Origin of the sequence: Micromonospora sp. NBC_01739, from assembly GCF_035920385.1 — a bacterium.
GTDB lineage: Bacteria > Actinomycetota > Actinomycetes > Mycobacteriales > Micromonosporaceae > Micromonospora.
Window position 1 is genome coordinate 1780326 of the sequence record NZ_CP109151.1, and the last position, 17275, is coordinate 1797600.

16 protein-coding genes are annotated in these 17275 nt (G+C 71.1%); 1 reads left to right on the forward strand and 15 read right to left on the reverse strand.

Features of this window, described 5'->3' with window-relative positions; translation table 11 throughout:
* Nucleotides 1-158 precede the first annotated feature (158 nt).
* Complete coding sequence (locus tag OIE53_RS07860; RefSeq protein ID WP_327025915.1) at nt 159-560, reverse strand: hypothetical protein; 402 nt, start codon at nt 558-560, stop codon at nt 159-161.
* A 184-nt stretch (nt 561-744) separates the two neighbouring features.
* On the opposite strand from OIE53_RS07860, the gene OIE53_RS07865 reads away from it, so the two are divergent.
* Nucleotides 745-1497, forward strand: coding sequence for a FadR/GntR family transcriptional regulator (locus tag OIE53_RS07865; protein ID WP_327025916.1), 753 nt, complete (start codon nt 745-747; stop codon nt 1495-1497).
* Nucleotides 1498-1504: 7 nt separating this feature from the next.
* On the opposite strand, the gene OIE53_RS07870 is transcribed toward OIE53_RS07865, so the two are convergent.
* The 14 genes from OIE53_RS07870 to OIE53_RS07935 all read right to left on the reverse strand — a co-directional run bounded on the left by OIE53_RS07870 (nt 1505) and on the right by OIE53_RS07935 (nt 17253).
* Nucleotides 1505-2716, reverse strand: a complete 1212-nt coding sequence (locus OIE53_RS07870) for an LLM class flavin-dependent oxidoreductase (RefSeq protein WP_327025917.1) — start codon at nt 2714-2716, stop codon at nt 1505-1507.
* A complete protein-coding gene (locus OIE53_RS07875) occupies nt 2713-3459 on the reverse strand; it encodes an alpha/beta fold hydrolase (protein WP_327025918.1) in 747 nt (248 codons plus the stop codon). Before OIE53_RS07875 ends, OIE53_RS07870 begins: the two co-directional genes overlap by 4 nt.
* Nucleotides 3456-4301, reverse strand: coding sequence for an alpha/beta fold hydrolase (locus OIE53_RS07880; RefSeq protein ID WP_327025919.1), 846 nt, complete (start codon nt 4299-4301; stop codon nt 3456-3458). Before OIE53_RS07880 ends, OIE53_RS07875 begins: the two co-directional genes overlap by 4 nt.
* A gap of 20 nt (nt 4302-4321) precedes the next feature.
* Nucleotides 4322-4840, reverse strand: coding sequence for a flavin reductase family protein (locus tag OIE53_RS07885; protein ID WP_327025920.1), 519 nt, complete (start codon nt 4838-4840; stop codon nt 4322-4324).
* Nucleotides 4837-5703, reverse strand: a complete 867-nt coding sequence (locus OIE53_RS07890; protein WP_327025921.1) for an FAD:protein FMN transferase — start codon at nt 5701-5703, stop codon at nt 4837-4839. Before OIE53_RS07890 ends, OIE53_RS07885 begins: the two co-directional genes overlap by 4 nt.
* A 110-nt stretch (nt 5704-5813) precedes the next feature.
* Nucleotides 5814-6689: an HpcH/HpaI aldolase/citrate lyase family protein gene (locus OIE53_RS07895; protein ID WP_327025922.1), complete on the reverse strand. Its 876-nt coding sequence runs from the start codon at nt 6687-6689 to the stop codon at nt 5814-5816.
* A complete protein-coding gene (locus OIE53_RS07900; protein ID WP_327025923.1) occupies nt 6686-8131 on the reverse strand; it encodes a dihydroorotase in 1446 nt (481 codons plus the stop codon). The genes OIE53_RS07895 and OIE53_RS07900 overlap by 4 nt, the downstream gene beginning before the upstream one ends.
* Before the next feature lie 58 nt (nt 8132-8189).
* On the reverse strand, nt 8190-9614 hold the full coding sequence (locus tag OIE53_RS07905; protein WP_327025924.1) for an MmgE/PrpD family protein: 1425 nt from the start codon (nt 9612-9614) through the stop codon (nt 8190-8192).
* On the reverse strand, nt 9607-10470 hold the full coding sequence (locus OIE53_RS07910; protein WP_327025925.1) for a cyclase family protein: 864 nt from the start codon (nt 10468-10470) through the stop codon (nt 9607-9609). The genes OIE53_RS07905 and OIE53_RS07910 overlap by 8 nt, the downstream gene beginning before the upstream one ends.
* A 28-nt stretch (nt 10471-10498) precedes the next feature.
* Nucleotides 10499-11698, reverse strand: a complete 1200-nt coding sequence (locus OIE53_RS07915) for a CaiB/BaiF CoA transferase family protein (RefSeq protein ID WP_327025926.1) — start codon at nt 11696-11698, stop codon at nt 10499-10501.
* A gap of 97 nt (nt 11699-11795) precedes the next feature.
* The gene (locus OIE53_RS07920) at nt 11796-13052 is read right to left on the reverse strand and encodes an MFS transporter (protein WP_327025927.1); all 1257 of its coding nucleotides are present in this window, start codon (nt 13050-13052) and stop codon (nt 11796-11798) included.
* A complete protein-coding gene (locus OIE53_RS07925) occupies nt 13039-14463 on the reverse strand; it encodes an aldehyde dehydrogenase family protein (protein ID WP_327025928.1) in 1425 nt (474 codons plus the stop codon). Before OIE53_RS07925 ends, OIE53_RS07920 begins: the two co-directional genes overlap by 14 nt.
* Nucleotides 14456-16183 carry a thiamine pyrophosphate-dependent enzyme gene (locus OIE53_RS07930; RefSeq protein ID WP_327025929.1) on the reverse strand — a complete coding sequence of 576 codons (1728 nt, stop codon included), beginning with the start codon at nt 16181-16183 and terminating at the stop codon, nt 14456-14458. Before OIE53_RS07930 ends, OIE53_RS07925 begins: the two co-directional genes overlap by 8 nt.
* Nucleotides 16180-17253 (reverse strand): ABC transporter substrate-binding protein, encoded by a 1074-nt coding sequence (locus OIE53_RS07935; RefSeq protein WP_327025930.1) that lies wholly within the window; start codon nt 17251-17253, stop codon nt 16180-16182. The genes OIE53_RS07930 and OIE53_RS07935 overlap by 4 nt, the downstream gene beginning before the upstream one ends.
* Nucleotides 17254-17275: the final 22 nt, after the last annotated feature.

A 17275-nucleotide genomic window follows, 5' to 3' on the forward strand; every position in this document is an offset into this window, starting at 1 on the left:
AGCGGTGGCGGCGAGTTGCTGTTGAGCTTCAGGAGAACGGCCGGCTCCCCGTACCGCGATGATTGTCCCTGGGTTGAGCCGTTGGACGGCGGTCGGTACCGGGTGACGGCGTCGGACGGTCGATGCGAGTGGGGTACCGCCGATGCCGCCGGATTGAGTCATGTGCGGTGGTCGTTGACCGCCGCGAGTAGTTCGCTGAACATGACCGCGTAGGTGTCGCTGAGGTGGGTGGCCAGTTCGTGCGGCAGGATGTCGGTGGTCCAGAGCAGGGTCGCGGTGCCTTCGTCGTCGGTGAGTATCCGCATTTCGGCCTGGTGGTGCTCTGCTCCGGGGAAGCCGGGTATCGCGTAGACGGCTCGTCTGCGGGTCGGGTCGACGGTGACGTTGCGTTCCCAGAGTTCGGTGCCGTCGATGAGGGTGACGACCCGGTGGTCGCCCTTGCGGCGTTCGCTGACGCAGGCGGAGAAGATGTGGACCTCGGCGCGGGTGTAGCGGTCCAGGAAGTCCCAGGCCACGTCGGCTGGCACCGTGAGTTTCGCTTCGTGGTGAATGGTGCCCATCGCTCCCACCTGTTCGGTCCGGCTGTCGGTTTCGCCGCCACACTGTGGCATCCGTGGTGTGGGACAGGCAATGTCGTCGATGGGTGGGGGTTGTTCACCACTCCCCTCGCCTGCCGGGTTCGGGTGGGGTGAGCTGGCTTTGAGGGCGCGGGGGCGAAGATCGTGGCACCCGTAGACTCGGGTCATGTCCGAGACCCAGCCGACTCCGCGGTTTCGTCAGCGTGCGGCGAAGATGGGCGAGCTGGTGGCTCGGCAGATCCTGGAGGACATCGTCGAGCAGGGGCTCTCCCCCGGTGCGGCGTTGCCGACCGAGGCGCAGATGTTGCAGGCGTACGGGGTCAGTCGGGGCACGTTGCGTGAGGCGTTGCGGATTCTGGAGCACAACGGTCTGCTGCGGGTGCGGCCGGGTCGTGGTGGTGGGCCGATCGTCGGGGCGGTGGATCCGCACACCTTCGGTCGGACGATGGCGTTGTTTCTGCAGATGGGGCGGACCCGGTTCGGTGAGCTGGTCGAGGCCCGGGTGGTCATGGAGCCGTTGATGGCTCGGTTGGCGGCGGAGCGTCGGGATGCGGCGCGGTTGCGGGAGTTGGCCGAGTCGATGCGGGAGCACAGCACCTTGGAGGAGCGTGACGAGGCCAGTTATCTGGCGGTCATGCAGCGGTTCCACGGTGTGGTGGCGGGGTTGTCGGGCAACGGGGTGCTGGATCTGTTCGGTCGGGGGTTGAAGGAGATCTACACCGAGCGGGTGGTGGCGGCGGAGCGTCGTCCGGAGCGGTGGGAGGATGTGCGGCGTGAGCATCAGGCGGTGGCCGCGGCGATCGTGGATGGGGACGGGGCGTTGGCGGAGCGGTTGATGCGGGAGCACATGCTGGCCCTGGCCGACCACCTCGACCGTGACTATGCGGGGTTGCACGACGAGGTGGTCGGCTGGTGGTGAGGTCGGGTCAGGACAGTGCGCTGGAGAGTACGGGGCGTACGGGTGTGGTGTCCTGGTCGACGCGCCAGGTGGTGTCCTGGTCGCGCCAGTCGTCGCCGATGGTGGAGACCTCGGGCATGACCTCGCGGGAGAACAGGGTGAGGTGGTCGCGTACCTCGTTGCTGGTCATGTCGCCGGCGTGGTTCATCAGGATGAGGTGTCCGGCGCCGGTCTCTTTGTAGAGTCGGTGGATTTGTGCGGTGACCTGGTCGGGGGTGCCGACGAGGAGGATGCCGGCGTCGATGAGGTCTTCGTAGCTCATTCGGCGGACGGCGCCGAGGCGGCCGCGCAGTGCGGCGACTGCGGCGGCGGGTGGGAAGTAGCCGGGTGGGCTGGCGGCGCCTTGGCGGAGTTTGCCGGGCTTGAGGTAGTACATCAGTTTGCGGCCGATCTCGCGGGCCTTGGCTTCGGTGGGGGCCACGTGGCACAGGGCCATGTAGGCGAAGCGGTCCGGGCCGGGTTCGGGTTGGCCGTCGGCGACGGCGGTGCGGCGGTAGAGCCGGAATGAGGTTGCGGTGTCCTCGTAGGTGCCGAGCAGGTTGCACAGGGTGTAGCCGTGTCGGGCGGTCCATTCGACCAGGCGGGTGGAGGTGCCGCTGATCCAGATCGGCGGGTGGGGTTGCTGGTAGGGGCGGGGCCAGACGCTGACGTAGCGGTAGTGGTAGTGCCGGCCTTCCCAGGAGAAGACGTCGCCGTGGGTCCACGCCTTCTTGATGAGGTCGTGGGCTTCGATGAACATGTCCAGGTTGTGGACGGGGTTCTGGTTGGAGGGGAAGGTTTCGCCTTGGACGCCGCGGACGAAGCCGCAGTCGATGCGTCCGCCGCTGACGGAGTCTAGGTAGGCGATCTCCTCGGCGACGCGGATGGGGCTTTCCCGGTGCGGTAGTGGGGTGCCCAGGACGAGGACGCGGCCGCGTCGGGTGCGGTGCAGTACGGAGGCGGCGCTGAGGGTGGCGGACACCTGGAGGGTGGAGGCGGACTGGTGGTGTTCGTTGACCATGAGGTCGAAGCCGAGTTCGTCGGCGAGTTCGTACTCGTCGAGGTAGCGCTGGTAGAGCTGGTGGCCGAGTTTGGGGTCGTAGTACTGGTTGGGCATGAAGTACTTGAGTCCCCGGTTGGCCTCTTCCGCCTCGGGTGGGACGTTGGGGTAGGGCATCTCGGTGAAGTGGTAGAGCCTCACGGGGTCTCTCCGTTCAGGAAGGACCGGACGATCCGGTGGAACTCGTCGGGACGTTCCAGGTACGGGTAGTGGCCGGCGTCGGGGATTTCGACGAAGTGGGCTGCGGGCAGCAGGTCGGCCAGGGCGGCGCTGTGGCGGGGTGGTACGAGTCGGTTGTGGCTGCCGGCGAGGACCAGGGTGGGCATGGTGGCCAGGTGCAGCCAGCGGCGTAGACGTGGGTCGTGCAGGAAGGGTTTCCAGGCGTAGCGGGACAGGGCGGCCCGGTCGGTGAAGGCTCGTTCGTATTCGCTGTCGGTCAGGCCGGTGGGGAAGCCGGGCATCCGCAGGTCGTGGCAGGCGGTGGGGTCGGCCCAGCCGAGTTCGACGATTTCGGTGGGGTCGAGCAGGAGGATGTCGGCGAAGTCGGGTTCGGTGGGGCCGGAGAGTTTGACGCCGTACGGGGAGATGAGCAGCAGTGAGGTGAAGCGGTGGGGTGCGCGTACCGCCATCTCCAGGGCGATCCAGCCGCCGAAGCCGGCGCCGGCCAGGTGTACGGGGCCGGGTGGCAGGTTGGCGAGGGTGTCGGTGAGGTGGTGTTGGGCCAGGTCGGCGACGCTGTCCCAGTCTTCGGCGGTGGTGTCCAGGGGGGTGCCGAAGCCGGGGTGGCGGGGTATGACGACGGTGTGGTCGTCGGCGAGTCGGCTGAGGGCGCCGACGGGGCCGGGGAGTACGTCGGCGTCGTGGAGGAACAGCAGGGTGCTCATGGTGTGCTCCCCTGGTCGAAGAAGGTCAGCAGCAGGTCGGCGACGGCTTCGGGTTGGTCGAGGTTGGGTGCGTGGCGGGCGTCCATGCGGTGGACGTGGATCTGGGGTGCCAGGTTTTCGAAGTGGTGGCCCCAGTCGGGTTCGAGCAGGTCGTCGCGGGTGGCTTCGACGACGAGTACGGGGACGGGGCTGTCGCGCAGTGGGGTGGGCCAGTTGTCGCGGTTTTCCGGCTTGGGGAGGTTGGGGTGGCGCAGCCGGGGGGCCAGGCAGGCGGTGACGTGGCCGGGTTTGCGGGTGTTGGCGTAGCGCAGGGCGACGGTGTCCTCGAAGCCGGGGTGGTCGTCGGTCATGAGGCTGACCAGGCGGCGCATGTCGTCTTCGGTGCCGTCGAAGTTGCCGAGTTCGGTGAGGCCTTTGGTGGTGCGCCAGGGGCCGCCGGTGCCGCAGATGCTGACCCCGGACAGGGCGGGTAGTTCGGGGTTGGGGGTGGCCAGGGCGCGTAGCAGCAGGGAGCCGCCGAAGGACTGGCCGGCGAAGTGTGCGGCGTCGACGTCGAGGGCTTTGCAGAAGGCGGCGAGGTGGGTGGTGCGGAAGGAGTATGGGGAGCGGTCGAGGTAGATGACTTTGTCGGTGTCGCCGTAGCCGAGCAGGTCGGGTGCGAGGACCCGGTAGTGCTGGGCTAGCAGGGGCATGACCTCAGACCAGCTGCCGATGGCGTCGCCGCCGAAGGCGCCGTCGTGGATGAGGACGACGGTGCCTCGTGGTTGTCCGGGTGGGGTGGCTTCCCAGTAGCGGGTGGTGAATCCGCCGGCGTTGATGGTGTGTGGGCGTGGTGGGGTCATGGTGCGGTCTCCGGGTGCGGTCAGTGGGGGGTGGGTTGGAAGGTGCCGTAGCGGCCGTCGAGGTAGAGCAGGGGTGGGGCGTCGGTCTGGGCGCGGGCGTGCAGGACTTCGCCGCAGAGGATCAGGTGGTCTCCGCCGGGGTGGACGGTGGTGGTGCGGCATTCGAGTACGGCGGTGGTGCCGGTGGCGAGGGTGGGCACTGTGGTGTGTCCGGCGACCACGGCGGCGGCGAGTTCGTCGAGGTGGCGGCCGCGGGTGGCGAAGGCCTGTGCCCAGGCGGCGCGGTCGGCGGCGAGGTAGTTGATGCTGAACCGGCCGGCTTGTTCGGCCAGGGGGGCCAGGCCGGTTTTCCGGTCGATGGCGACCATGGCCATGGGGGGTGTGCCGGACAGTGAGGTGGCGGAGGTGCAGGTGAGGCCGGTGATTCCGGCGGGGCCGCCGGGGACGAGGATGATCGCCACCGGTGCGGGTACCTGCCGGAAGGCGGCCCGGAAGCGGGCGGTTTCGACGAGGCGGTCGGGGCCGGTGTGGTGGGTCATCGGGGGGCTCCGGTCTGGTTGAGCCAGAGGTGGTGTACGTCGGCTCGGTGGGTGAGGTGTTGGGCTGTCGGTCGGCCGCCGATGACCACTGCGGAGGCGACCCAGTCGGCGGTGGCGCCGGTGGTGGCGTGGACGGTGACCTGGGTGATGTCGGAGGTGGCGGGGCGTCCGGTGCGGGGGTCGATCAGGTGGTGGGCGTCGGTGCCCCAGCGGCGTTTGCCGGTGCCGCTGGTGGCGACGCCGCCGTCGCGCACGTGCAGGGTTTCGCCGTGGGGTAGTTCGACGGGCCAGCCGTCGCCGTCGGGGCCGGGTCCGCGGCAGGCCACGTCTCCCCCGATGCTGGCTGCTGAGTTGGGGCCTAGCCAGGTGACGATGTCGTCGGCCCAGGCGCCTTTGGCGAGGGCGCCGATGTCGAGGCTGTGGCCGGGGGCCAGGCGGGCGGTGTGGCCGCGGAGTTCCAGGATGTCGGCCAGGGGCGGCACGGCCGCGACCGGGTCGGCCACCGCAGAGGTCGCGGGGGTGCCGGTGGCCCAGGATCGGCGGTAGCCGGCGGCGAGCAGTTGCGGCAGTACGGCGATGTTGACCAGGCCGGTGCTGGCGGTGGCGACGGTGAGGGCGTGCCGCAGCATGGCGTGCAGTTGGTCGGAGATGGGGTGCCAGTGCCCGGCGGCGGCGTTGAGTCCGCTGAGTTCGCTGTCGGGGCGGAAGCGGGAGAAGCGGCGGTCCAGGGCGTGGAGTCGTCGTTGGACCTCGGTGAACGGGGTGACCGGTGGTCCGTAGCTGGCCAGGGTCACCGTGCAGGTGAACATCTGGCTGGTGTGCTGTTGCAGGGTGGGTCGCTGTCGGGCGGGTGCGAGGTTCATGCCGTCTCCCTTCACCACCAGGTTTAACATGCTAAACATGATGATGTTTTAGCGGCAAGGGTCTGACCGTACCCGGTTCACCCGCCCGACAGGCCGACTGGCCTGGGCTTTCAGTCGCCCGTGACGGCCCGGCCGAGCACCTCCCGGGCGCTGCGGGCGACCGCGGCGTCGATCATCCGCCCGTCGGCGGAGACCGCCACCCCGCAGCCGTCGCGTTCCGCGGCGGTCAGCCGGTCGACGATGTCCCGCGCCGCGGCGACCTCCTCGGGCGTCGGTGAGAACACCCGGTTGACCACGGGTACCTGGGCGGGATGGATAGCGGTGCGACTGCGGTAGCCCTGCCGCAGCAGCAGCCGGCTGGTGGCCTCCAGCCGCTCCGGGTCCCGCAGGGCGGTCTCCGTCGGGCCCACCGGCGGGGCGATCCGGGCCGCCGCGCAGGCCAGCACGACCCGGGAACGCAGCGGCCACAGTTCCATCTTGTCCGGGCCGGGTTGCAGACACAGCTCGGCGGCCAGGTCGGCCTCGCCGAGGCCGAGGCGCACCACCCGGGGGGCGGCGGCCACGGCCTCGGCGCGCAGGACCCCTTCTGCCGTCTCCAGCAGGGCGAACACCGCCAGGTGACCGGCCGGCAGGTCGTGCTGCCGTTCGGCCTCGCCGAGCAGCCGGTGCACCTCGGTCACCGACTCGACGTCGGCCTTCGGTACGACCACACCGGTCAGGTGCGGCCCGGCCACCGCGGCGATGTCGGCGGCCGGGGTGTCGGCGTTGATGCGTACCCACCACTGGGGGCCCTGGGCCGGGTCGGTGAGGTACCCGCCCAGGGCCTTGCGGGCCTCGGCCTTGTGCGTCGCCGCGACCGCGTCTTCGAGGTCGAGGATGCAGGCGTCGGCCCCCCGGGCCGCGGCCCGGGCCAGCTTGTCCGGCTGGTCCGCCGGCACGTACAGGTAGCTGCGGGCGGCGGCCGGGGTGGGTCCCAGGGCGGTCACGGCCGGGTCGGCCGGGCCAGGTAGCGGCCGCGGGGCTGGCCGACCACGTTGCCGGCGCGCAGGATCTGCTCACCGCGCAGGAAGGTGTCGGTGACCTTGGCGGTCAGCTCCATGCCCTCGAACGGGGTGTACTCCTGGGTCGACAGCGAGTCCTGCGCCCGCACCGTCCAGGTGTGGTTCGCATCGACGAGGCAGAAGTCGGCGTCCAGCCCTTCGGCGATGGCGCCCTTGGTGGCCAGGCCGAACCGGCGGGCGGGAGCCCACGAGGTCAGCTCGGCGACCCGACCGTAGGACAGGCCCCGCTTGACGCCTTCGCTGATCAGGCCGGGCAGCAGGTACTCCGCGCCACCGAAGCCGGACTTGGCGACGAAGATGTCGTCCTTCGGCTCACCGAACTTGACCTCGGCCTTGCAGCAGGCGTGGTCGCTGACCACCCAGTCGATGGTGCCGTCGAGCAGGTGACCCCACAGGGCCTCGACGTCCTCGCGGGGACGAAGCGGCGGGTTGACCTTGCCGCCGAGGCCGTAGGCGGTGTCGATGTCGGCCAGCAGGTGACCGACGGTGACCTCGCGGCGGAAGTCGACGTGCGGGAAGGCCTTGGCCATCCGCAGCGCCGCGTCGACCGCCTTGGCCGAGGTCAGGTGCAGCAGGTTGATGGTGGGCAGGCCGGTCTCGTGGGCCAGGTAGGCGGCGATGGTGACCGCCAGGCCCTCGGAGTGCGGGGGCCGGGAGGCGCTGTAGGCGGCCAGTCCCTTGAGGCTGCCGTCCTCCTCGACCAGCCGGGTGTACGCCCGCATGATCTCCGCGGTCTCGCAGTGCAGGGACAGGGAGATCTCGTCGGCCAGCTCGGGGAACTGCTCCCGGGCGGCCTGCACCCCGCGCATCACGAACTCGAAGTGGGCGTAGTCGTACCGGGCGTCCGGCGGGATCATCAGGAAGGAACTCTGGTCGGCCGAGCGGCCGTGCAGCCCGTGACCACCGTAGAACATGAAGATCTTGAACGAGGTGACGCCGTGGTCGCGGATCAGCTCGGGGATCTCGTCGATGTGTTCGGTGGTCATCGGGGCCACGTGGAAGGCGAAGTCGACATACGACTTCTGGTCGGTGGCGCGGTGCACCTCGGGGAAGAACTCGCGGTACGGTCCGCCGCGGTTGAGGTAGTACTGCCCGGTACGGATGTAGTTGATCGCGGAGGTGACACCGCCCTGCGCGCAGGCGCGGCTCTCGGTGGCGGCGTCCTCGGCGAGGGGGTGGTAGATGCCCCAGTGCTGGTGGGCGTCGACGACCCCCGGGAAGGCGAGCTTGCCGCCGGCGTCGACGACGCTCTTCGCGCCGGTGGTGTCGAGGTTAGGCGCGAGGGCGGCGATCCGGCCGTCGCGGACACCGATGTCCAGCGCCGCCGGCTCGGCCTGGTCGTGCCGCACCACTCTGACGTTTGTCACTACGAGATCGAAGGGTTCCACGATGTGCTCCTGAGGTTGGCGGGCAGCGGGGCCGTTGTCAGTCGGCGTCGGGACGCAGGCGGGTCAGGGGACGCAGCAGGTCGCTGACGTCGTTGACCTCGTTGAGGCCGAGCACGGTGGAGACCACCTGGTCGGCGGTTTCCGGGGAGAGCCGTCCGGCGACGTTGTCCCGGAACTTCATGGCCAGTTCGGCGTCGGACAGCGGTCGCTGCGGGCCGCCGCGGTTGGCCAGCACCTCCTCGCGCCAGGTGCGGCCGTCGTCGGTGCGTACGGTGACGATGGCCGGGAACTGGTACGGGAAGATCTTGTCGCACTCGTCGTCGGGGACCACCTCGACGAGGGCCATCAGGGCCCGGCGCTGCGGGTCACGGGCCAGCTCGTCGGTGAAGTCGCCCAGGCCGAGACCGAGTCCACCGCCGCCGAGCAGTCCGGCGACGACGGTGTACGGGCCGCTGAACTGTGCCTGGTAGCCGGTCTCGGGGGTCCGCTTGGTGGCGATCGGTTCCCCGATGGTGCGGATCACCGCGGCGGGTACCCGCAGTTCGATGGCGGTGATCCGGTCCAGCGGCACACCCTGGGCCCGCAGGGCCAGGCCGGCGTCGATCCCCGCGTGGGTGAAGTGGTTGGCCGGGTACGGCTTGAAGAAGATGTCCGGCACCGACCAGCGTTCGCCGAGTCCGTCGGTGATCTGGTCGTAGTCGGCTTCCCCGCGCAGGAAGGCGGTGTAGAAACCGAACCGGCCCTCCAGCACGGTGGGTGGCCCGGTGAAGCCGCGGCGGACCAGGTCGGCGGCGGTGACGGCGCTGTGCGCGGCCCAGCCGCAGTGCAGCCGCTTGACCGTGCCGCCGGTGCGGTTGGCCTCGATCAGCCCGGCGGCCATCGAGGCGGTCACCCCGAGCACGTCGGTGAGCTGGTCTGAGTCGAGTCCGAGCAGCATGCCGGCGGCGACCGCACCACCCATCGCACCGCAGATGGAGGTGGCGTGCTGGCCGTGTTCGAAGAACACCGAGTTGTTCAGGACCGGGTCGAAACCGGCCATGCCCAGCCGTACGGTGACCTCGATGCCGACCGCGACCGCCTTGGTCAGGGCGGCGCCGTCGGCGCCGGCGGCCTGGGCGGCGGCCAGGGCGGCCGGGACCACGGCGGCGCTGGGGTGCAGCACCGAGGGCAGGTGGGTGTCGTCGTAGTCCAGGGAGTGGGCCAGCACCCCGTTACCGAAGGCGGCCTGGGCGGCGGGAACCCGGTCGGGCAACCCGACGACGTGGGCCTGGGCGCGTCCACCCAGGTCGGCGACGTAGTCCAGGGCGGCGTGGCTGGTGGGCAGCCGGTGCGCGGCCACGCACAGCCCGAGGATGTCGAGGATCCGCTGGCGCACGCTGGCGGCGAGCCGGTCGGGCAGCTCGGTGGCGCGGGTGGCGGCGGCGAAGGCGGCGAGTTGCCGGGCCAGGGTCTGCTCAGTCATTGGCGATCACCGCCAGGGGGCGCACCGGGGAGCCGGTGGCGCCGAAGATGGCCAGCGGCGAGAGCATGAACAGGAACTCGTGGACGCCGTCGGCGGCCAGTTCCTCCAGCGCCATCGTCTCGATGATGTAGACGCCGCGTTCGACCAGCAGCACCCGGTGGGCGGGCAGGACGCTGTGTCCGGCGCCCGGTCGCAGGCACTCGAAGGCGATGGTGTCGGCGCCGGCGGCGTGGATCCCGGCGTCGGCCAGCCAGGTGGCACCGGCCTCGCCGACCCCGGGCACCCCGCTGGAGTGGCCGACGTAGCGGGTGCGGTCCTCGTGGTCGAACAACCGTCCCCAGCCGCTGCGGATCAGCACCACGTCACCGGGGCGGATCGGGGTGCCCTGCCGTTGCGCCGTGGCCGCCAGGTCCTCGGGGGTGATCTCGTAGCCGGCCGGGCAGCCCTCGGGCTGACCCAGGGCGGCCGGGACGTCGAGCAGGACACCGCGGCGGACCATCGGGGCGATGGTGTGCGCGCCCAGCTCGGCGAAGCGTCCGCCGCGGCCGGCGACGGCGGCGTCGGAGCCGTCGACCAGCCGGCCGTCCTGGGAGACGTGGGCGAAGGCGTCGATGTGGGTGCCGACGTGGGTGCCCATGGTGATGATGTCGTTGGCGGCGGAACCGCCGTCGGCGCGCACGTTGTCGCCGTGACGACGGGGCAGGGCGTGCCAGAACGGCGGGTGGTTCGGCGACTGTGGCATGCCGATGGTCAGCCGGCGACCCAGGTCGTAGGTCCGCACTCCGGCGTCGACGGCGGCCAGCAGGGCCCGCGTCGCGCCGGTGGCGCCGGTGAGGGTGGTGCTCGAAGTGGTCACGGCAATCCTTACCTTGTGGGGGCGGCCGTCAGGCCACGATCTGCCGGGCGCGCAGCTCGGCGATGGCCTCGGGGGTGCAGCCGAGTTCGTTGACGAGGAGGTCGTCGGTGTCGGCGCCGAGCGGGCGGCCGGTGAAGCGGATCCGGCCGGGGTTCTCCGACATCCGCCACATGACGTTGTGCATCAGGACCTCACCGAGGTCGGAGTCGGGGACCTTGACCAGCATCTCGGCGGCCTGGACGTGTTCGTCGGTGACGATGTCGCGGGCGTTGTAGACGGGGGCGACGGCAGCGCCGGCCTCTTCGAAGGCGCGCATGACCTCGTCGCGGGTCCGTTCGGCGATCCAGCCGCCCACGTACTCGTCGAGCAGATCGGCGCGGGCGGCCCGCTCACGTCCGGAGGCGAACCAGGGTTCGTCGATGACCTCGGGGTGCCCGACGAGCCGCAGTACCCGTTCGGCGATGGTCTGGGCGCTGGTGGACACCGCCACCCAGTCGCCGTCCTTGGTGCGGTAGGTGTTGCGGGGGGAGTTGTTGGTGGACCGGTTGCCGTGCCGGTGGCCGATGACGCCGAGCTGGTCGTAGACGGTGGGGCCGGGTCCGACCGCCGTCATGATCGGCTCCAGGAGGCTCAGGTCGACGATCTGGCCCTTGCCGCCGTTGCGGGTGCGGGCCCACAGCGCCACCATGGTGGCCGAGGAGGCGGCGATGCCGCAGATGCTGTCGGCCAGGCCGAACGCCGGCAGGGTCGGCGGGCCGTCGGCGTCGCCGGTCAGGTGGGCGAAGCCGCTCATCGCCTCGGCGAGGGTGCCGAAGCCGGGCCGGTGCGCGTAGGGGCCCTGCTGGCCGAAGCCGGAGATGCGGACGATGACCAGGCCGGGGTTGAGCTCCCAGAGCTGTTCCGGGCTGATCCCCCACCGTTCCAGGGTGCCGGGGCGGAAGTTCTCCACCAGCACGTCGGCGGTGGTGGCCAGGCGGCGCAGCAGCTCGGCGCCCTCCGGAGTGGACAGCTTCAGGCCGATCGTCCGCTTGTTGCGGGAGATCTCCTTCCACCACAGCGGTACGCCGTCCTTGGCGTGGCCGTGGCCGCGCATGCTGTCGCCGGCGACGGGGTGTTCGACTTTGATGACGTCGGCACCGAAGTCACCGAGGATCTGGCAGCACAGCGGGCCGGCCAGGATCGTCGAGGCGTCGATGACGCGGAGTCCGGTCAGCGGTCCGTCGTGCACTGGGCCTCCCCTATCCATTTCGTTCGGTTGAAGCGAACGGTGTTTCGCTCAGCAGAATAGTCCGTGATCAGGTACGGGGTCAACGCAAACAAGCCCCTCACCTCGGCGGATGCCTGGTCAGCCGGGGCCGCAGCACCACCGCGGCCGCGATCGCCGCCACGGCGGCGACGAACGCCCCGGTACGGGCCGAGAAGGTGTCCCCCAGCCAGCCGTGCAGCATCGCCGCCCCCGGCCGGATGCCGAGGAAGCACATCGACCACAGGGCCATCACCCGACCGCGTACCTCGTCGGCCAGGCCGTGCTGCATGGTGGCGTTGACATCGCTGACGGCCAGCAGATAGCCGGCTCCGCCGAGGGCGATGCCGGCCGTGGCCATCACCGGGCCGGGACTGACCGCCAGCAGCACCATCCCGGCGCCCAGGGCGAACACCCCCACGGCCCCGGTGCGGCCACTTCCCATCGTGCGGCGCAGCCGCCCGACCCAGCCGGCGATCAACGCCGAACCGATGCCGAAGAAGGTGATGAAGACACCGACCAGCAGCTCCCCGCCACCGAACCCCTCGGCGAACAGGGGCGACAGGGTGTTGATCGGCTCCATCGCCAACCCGATCAGGGCCACCGCCACCAGGCAGCGCAGCAGTTCGGGACGGCCCCGCACATAGGTCAGACCGCCCAGGACCCCCAACCGGCCCCGCGGACGGGCGCCCGCGGCGGGCCGGGGCAGCCGTACGCGACTCAACGCCGCGGCGAACACCAGGAAACTGGCGGCGTTGACGGCGAACGCCGTACCGGCCCCGGCCAGCGCGTAGGTGGCCGCTCCGGCCACCGGACCGATGGCCCGGGACAGGTTGAAGGTCAACGAGTGCAGGGCGATGGCCTGGGGTACGTCCGCACGACCGACGATGTTGGGTACCAGCGCCTGCGCGGCCGGGCCGGTGACCGCCTGCCCCACCCCGGACAGTCCGACGAAGGTCAGCAGCAGCCACGGGTTCAGGGCGTCCAGGAAGGCCAGCAACGCCAGTACCGCGGCGGCGCCACCACCCAGGGTCTGCCCTACGATGATCAGCACCCGCCGGTCGGCGCGGTCGGCCACCGCCCCGATCACCGGGGCGAGGACCAGCTGCATGGCGAACTGCAGGGCGGTCACCAGACCCACCATGAACGCCGAGCGGGTCATCGCGAAGATGGTCAGGATCGCCGCGACGTTCTGGAACCAGGTACCGGTGTTGGACGCCAGTGACCCGAAGAAGTACGGACCGAAGCGGCGGTCCCGCAGCAACGCGAGACCGCCACGTCCCTCTTCTTCGGCTGGCCTGTCGGCCGGCGGATCGGCCGGGCGATCAGCCTGCCGCACCCGCGCCTCCCATGCCGTACCCCTGGGGGATGCCGCTGGCCAGGGAGGTCCACACGGACTTCGGGCGCAGGTAGAGCCGGGCCGCCTCGGTGCCGTTTTCCCGGCCGTAGCCGGACAGGCCGATGCCACCGAAGGGCACCAGGTCCGACAGCACCCGGTAGGTGTTGATCCACACCGTGCCGGCGCGGACCTGCCCGGCGAACCGGTGGGCCCGGGCGATGTCGGCGGTCCACACCCCGGCGGCCAGACCGAACTGGGTGTCGTCGGCCAACCGCAGGGCCTCGGCGTCGTCGCGGAACGACGACACCGCCAGCACCGGCCCGAAGACCTCCTCGCGCAGCACCCGGGCGCCCTCGTCGAGCCGGTCGAAGACCGTCGGCGGCACGAAGAAGCCGTTGCGCAGCCGCTCATCCTCCGGCAGGGCGGCCTGGGCCACCATCCGGCCGGCCGAACGGGTCTCGGCGATGAAGGCGGCCGTCTTGTCCCGCTGCGCCGCGGTGATCTGCGGACCCAGGTCGGTCTGGGCGTCGAAGGGGTCACCCACCCGCAGGGTCCGCACCCGGGCGGCCACCCGGTCGAGGACCTCGTCGTAGATGGACTCGTGCAGCACCAGCCGGGAACCGGCGATGCACATCTGGCCGCAGGAGGCGAATACCCCCAGCACCACGGCCTCGACCGCCCGGTCCAGGTCGGCGTCGGGGAAGATGACCTGCGGCGACTTGCCGCCCAACTCCAACGCGATCGGGGTCAGGTTGTCCGCCGCCGCGCGGGCGATCGCCTTGCCGGTGTCGTGGTGCCCGGTGAACACGATCAGGTCCACGTCCGGATGCGACACCAGGGCCGCGCCGGTCTCCCGGCCGCCCGGCAGCACCTGCACCAGCCCCTCCGGGATGCCCGCCTCGACCAGCAGCCCACCCAGCGCCAGGGCGGTCAGGGGGGTCTCCTCGGCCGGCTTGAGCAGGCAGGCGTTGCCGAAGGCCAGCGCCGGGGCGATCTTCTTGGCGGCGAAGAAGAACGGCACGTTCCACGGGATGACCCCGGCGACCACGCCGTGCGGCTCCGGCACCGTGTAGGTGTGGTACTCCGGCCCGACCGGGATGGTCTCACCGCGTACCTGCTCCGCCCAGCCGGCGTAGTAGCGGAAGCTGCCGGCCGCCCGGCGCACCTCACGCCGGGTGTCGCTGAGGATCTTGCCGGTGTTGCGGGTCTCGGTCGCGGCCAGGTCGTCGATCTGGGCCTCGATGAGGTCGGCGATCCGGTGCAGCACCCGGGCCCGGTCACTGCCGGTGCGCCGGGCCCAGGCGGGCTGAGCGGCGCGCGCCGCCCGGACGGCGGCGTCCACCTGCCCCGGGGAGGTGGGAGCGACGCTGGCCAGGACCTGGGCGTCGATAGGCGAGACGACTTCAGCCATCGGTGTTTCCTTCCTCGGCCGGGGTACGCGCCCGGCGTCGCGGGTCCATCGACCCGGTGAGATGTTCAGGCACCCAGACGTCCAGCACGGCCGGCACCCGGTCCCGCTGCACGGCGGTACGGGCCCGGTCCAGGGCGGCGGCCAGGTCGGCCGCGGCGACCACCCGTTCCCCGTAGCAGCCCTGGGATCGGGCGTGCGCCGCGAAGTCCGGCGAGGGGGTGAGGTGACCGCCCCGCACGGTGGGTTCGTTGACCGCCAGGCCGTCCGGGTAGTGGGCGGCCAGGGTGGTGGTGCCGGTGCGGTACCCGCCGTTGTTGACCACCACGGTGACCACCGGGGCGTCGCACTGCTGCTGCAGCCACAGGCAGGAGTCCGGGGAACCGAACAGGTACGAACCGTCCCCGGTGACCGCCACCGCGTGGGCGCCCCCGGCGGCGATGCTGGCGCCGGTCGCCGCCGCCACCGCCCAGCCGAGGCTGGACCCGCCCTTCTCGAACAGGGTGCCCGGTCGGGTGCGGCGGATCCTGGTGGTGTCGAACACCTCCCAGGTCAGCAGGTCGTCCGGGCGCAGGTGCCGGTCCAGGGCCGCGGCGATCAGGGCCGGGGTGGGTACCCCGGTGGCGGGTGCCGGATCGTCGGTGCGGCGACCGGCCGGGGCGGCGTCCCGGCGCCGGCGTACGGCGTCGGCGTCACCCGGTCCGGCCGAGCCCACCTCGGCCAGCACCGCGGCCAGGAAGGCCGCCGGATCGGCCGTGGTACGGGCGTCGGCGCGCAGTTCGTAGAGCGGGACCCGGCTCTCGATCGGGTCGGGGCCCACCCAGCCGATCCAGGCGTCGTCGCGCGGCTTCTCCAGCGCGGGCATCCACGGCACCGGGTGGTCCAGCACGATGATGACGTCGAACTGGTCCAGCGGATCGGCGCAGTGCCACCGGCTGTCGTCCGGCAGGTTCATCCGGTACCGGGAGGCGCGGACCTGCACACCGAGGGTGTCGGCCAGTTCGGCCAGCAGGGCCACGGCCTGCGGGTTCACCCCCACCCGGTCGGTGACGATGACCGGCCGCCGGGCGGTCGTCAGGCGGCGGGCCACCTCGCTGACCACCCCGGGGTCACCCGGTCCGAGGACCGGGATGCCGAGCATCTGGGCGCTGGGAACGGGTCGGTCACCGGCCTGCGGGTACCGGCCCACCTCCTCCGGCATCGCCAGGTAGACGGGGCCGCGCCGGGGTGCCAGCGCGACCTGCAGGCCGCGCGCCACCACCAGGCCGGCGTCGTCCAGGGGGGACAGCTTGTAGTCCCACTTGACGTACTGCCGAACGATCGAGCCCTGGTCCCAGCGTTGCTGCTTCCAGAACACCGGTGAGGTGCGGGACTCCGCCCGGGTGGGCGGATAACCCGACATGATCATGATGGGGTGGTCGCCCCACATCGCGTTGTGGATGGCGCCGCCGTGGTGCAGCAGCCCCAGGTCGGCGTGGGCCACGGTCATGGCCGGTCGGCCGGAGACCATGGTCTCGCCCATCGCGGCGGTCAGCGCTACATGCTCGTGCGGGCAGGTGATGAGCTCCGGGGTCGGCTCCCCCTGGTGGCGGGCCTGGGCGTTGGCCTCCTGGAAGGAGGTCAACTCGGAGCCGCTGTTGAACCACAGCCGCTGAACACCGCTGGCCGAAGCCGCCGCCAGCACCGCGGCTGCGGCGCTGGCGGCGGCCGGGCCGCCGGTCACAGGTTCCTCGCCCGATCGAGGTAGTCCTTGTAGATCAGCTTCTCGATGGGGGCCGCGGACTTGACCAGACCGGCCTTGATCAGGCTCTCCTGGCCGGACAGCCAGGTCTGCTCGTTCATCTGCAGGGCCTTGTCCGGGCCGGCGGCCAGCCAGCTCTCCACCAGCAGGGGCAGCTCGGCGCGGGCCTGCTCCGGGTTGGCCTCCGGGTTGTACTTACGCAGGTCGGCGATGACCTGGTCCCAGTTCTCCTCCTTGCTGGCGTACTCGATGGCCTTGAGTACACCGGCGAGGAACTTCACCGGCATGTCGCTGTCCGACTCGATCATCTTCAGGCTGGTGTTGTACGAGTCCGACGGCATCGGGGCGAACTCGTCGGTGCTGAAGAAGGCGACCTCGCCGATGTCCTTCTGGATGGTGGCCCGGTCGGTGTTGACGCAGACCCAGGCGTCGATCTCGCCCTTGCGGGCCAGCTCGTACGCGGCCGTGCCGACACCGGTGACCGGACGCTTCACCGTCTTGGGGTCCACCCCGGCGTTGATCAGCATGACGTCGAGCAGGTTCTCGGTGGCGCCACCGGTGGAGACGATGCCGCAGGTGCGCCCGGCCAGCTGGGCCGGGTTGCGGATCGCCTTGTCCGGCATGGAGACGACCTCGAACTGCGACTTCTGCCGCAGGCTGGCGATGCTGACCAGCGGCGCCTGCTCGTTGGCCACCGCGATGACCGCGTTGATGCCGTTGGCCCGGGTCAGGTCGGCCGAGCCACCGAGCACCGCCTGGATGGCGGTGGCGGTGCCCTGGCCACCCTTGATTTCCATGTCCAGGCCGTACTCGGCGAAGTAGCCGCGCTCCTTGGCGACCATGGTCTCCACGTAGCTCAGCGTCAGGCTGGACGCGGCCATGTAGGTGCCGGAGAGGCTGCCGTCGGCGTTGACCTTGGGGCCGTCGTCGCCGCAACCGCTGAGCAGCAGGGTCATGCCACCGGCGCTGGGCAGCAACAGCCCTGCGGTGGCGCCGGCGCGGAGGAACGAGCGCCGCGAGACCGGCGCGCCGATGGAACGGTCATTTTTCACGAGAAGCTCCCAGTGCCGAGGG

Excerpts from the sequence above, each read along its gene's own strand:
- OIE53_RS07905 (WP_327025924.1), bottom strand. The coding sequence starts at position 9,614 with ATGACTGAGCAGACCCTGGCCCGGCAACTCGCCGCCTTCGCCGCCGCC.
- OIE53_RS07885 (WP_327025920.1), bottom strand. The coding sequence starts at position 4,840 with ATGACCCACCACACCGGCCCCGACCGCCTCGTCGAAACCGCCCGCTTC.
- OIE53_RS07860 (WP_327025915.1), bottom strand. The coding sequence starts at position 560 with ATGGGCACCATTCACCACGAAGCGAAACTCACGGTGCCAGCCGACGTG.
- OIE53_RS07875 (WP_327025918.1), bottom strand. The coding sequence starts at position 3,459 with ATGAGCACCCTGCTGTTCCTCCACGACGCCGACGTACTCCCCGGCCCC.
- OIE53_RS07865 (WP_327025916.1), top strand. The coding sequence starts at position 745 with ATGTCCGAGACCCAGCCGACTCCGCGGTTTCGTCAGCGTGCGGCGAAG.
- OIE53_RS07925 (WP_327025928.1), bottom strand. The coding sequence starts at position 14,463 with ATGGCTGAAGTCGTCTCGCCTATCGACGCCCAGGTCCTGGCCAGCGTC.
- OIE53_RS07890 (WP_327025921.1), bottom strand. The coding sequence starts at position 5,703 with ATGAACCTCGCACCCGCCCGACAGCGACCCACCCTGCAACAGCACACC.
- OIE53_RS07880 (WP_327025919.1), bottom strand. The coding sequence starts at position 4,301 with ATGACCCCACCACGCCCACACACCATCAACGCCGGCGGATTCACCACC.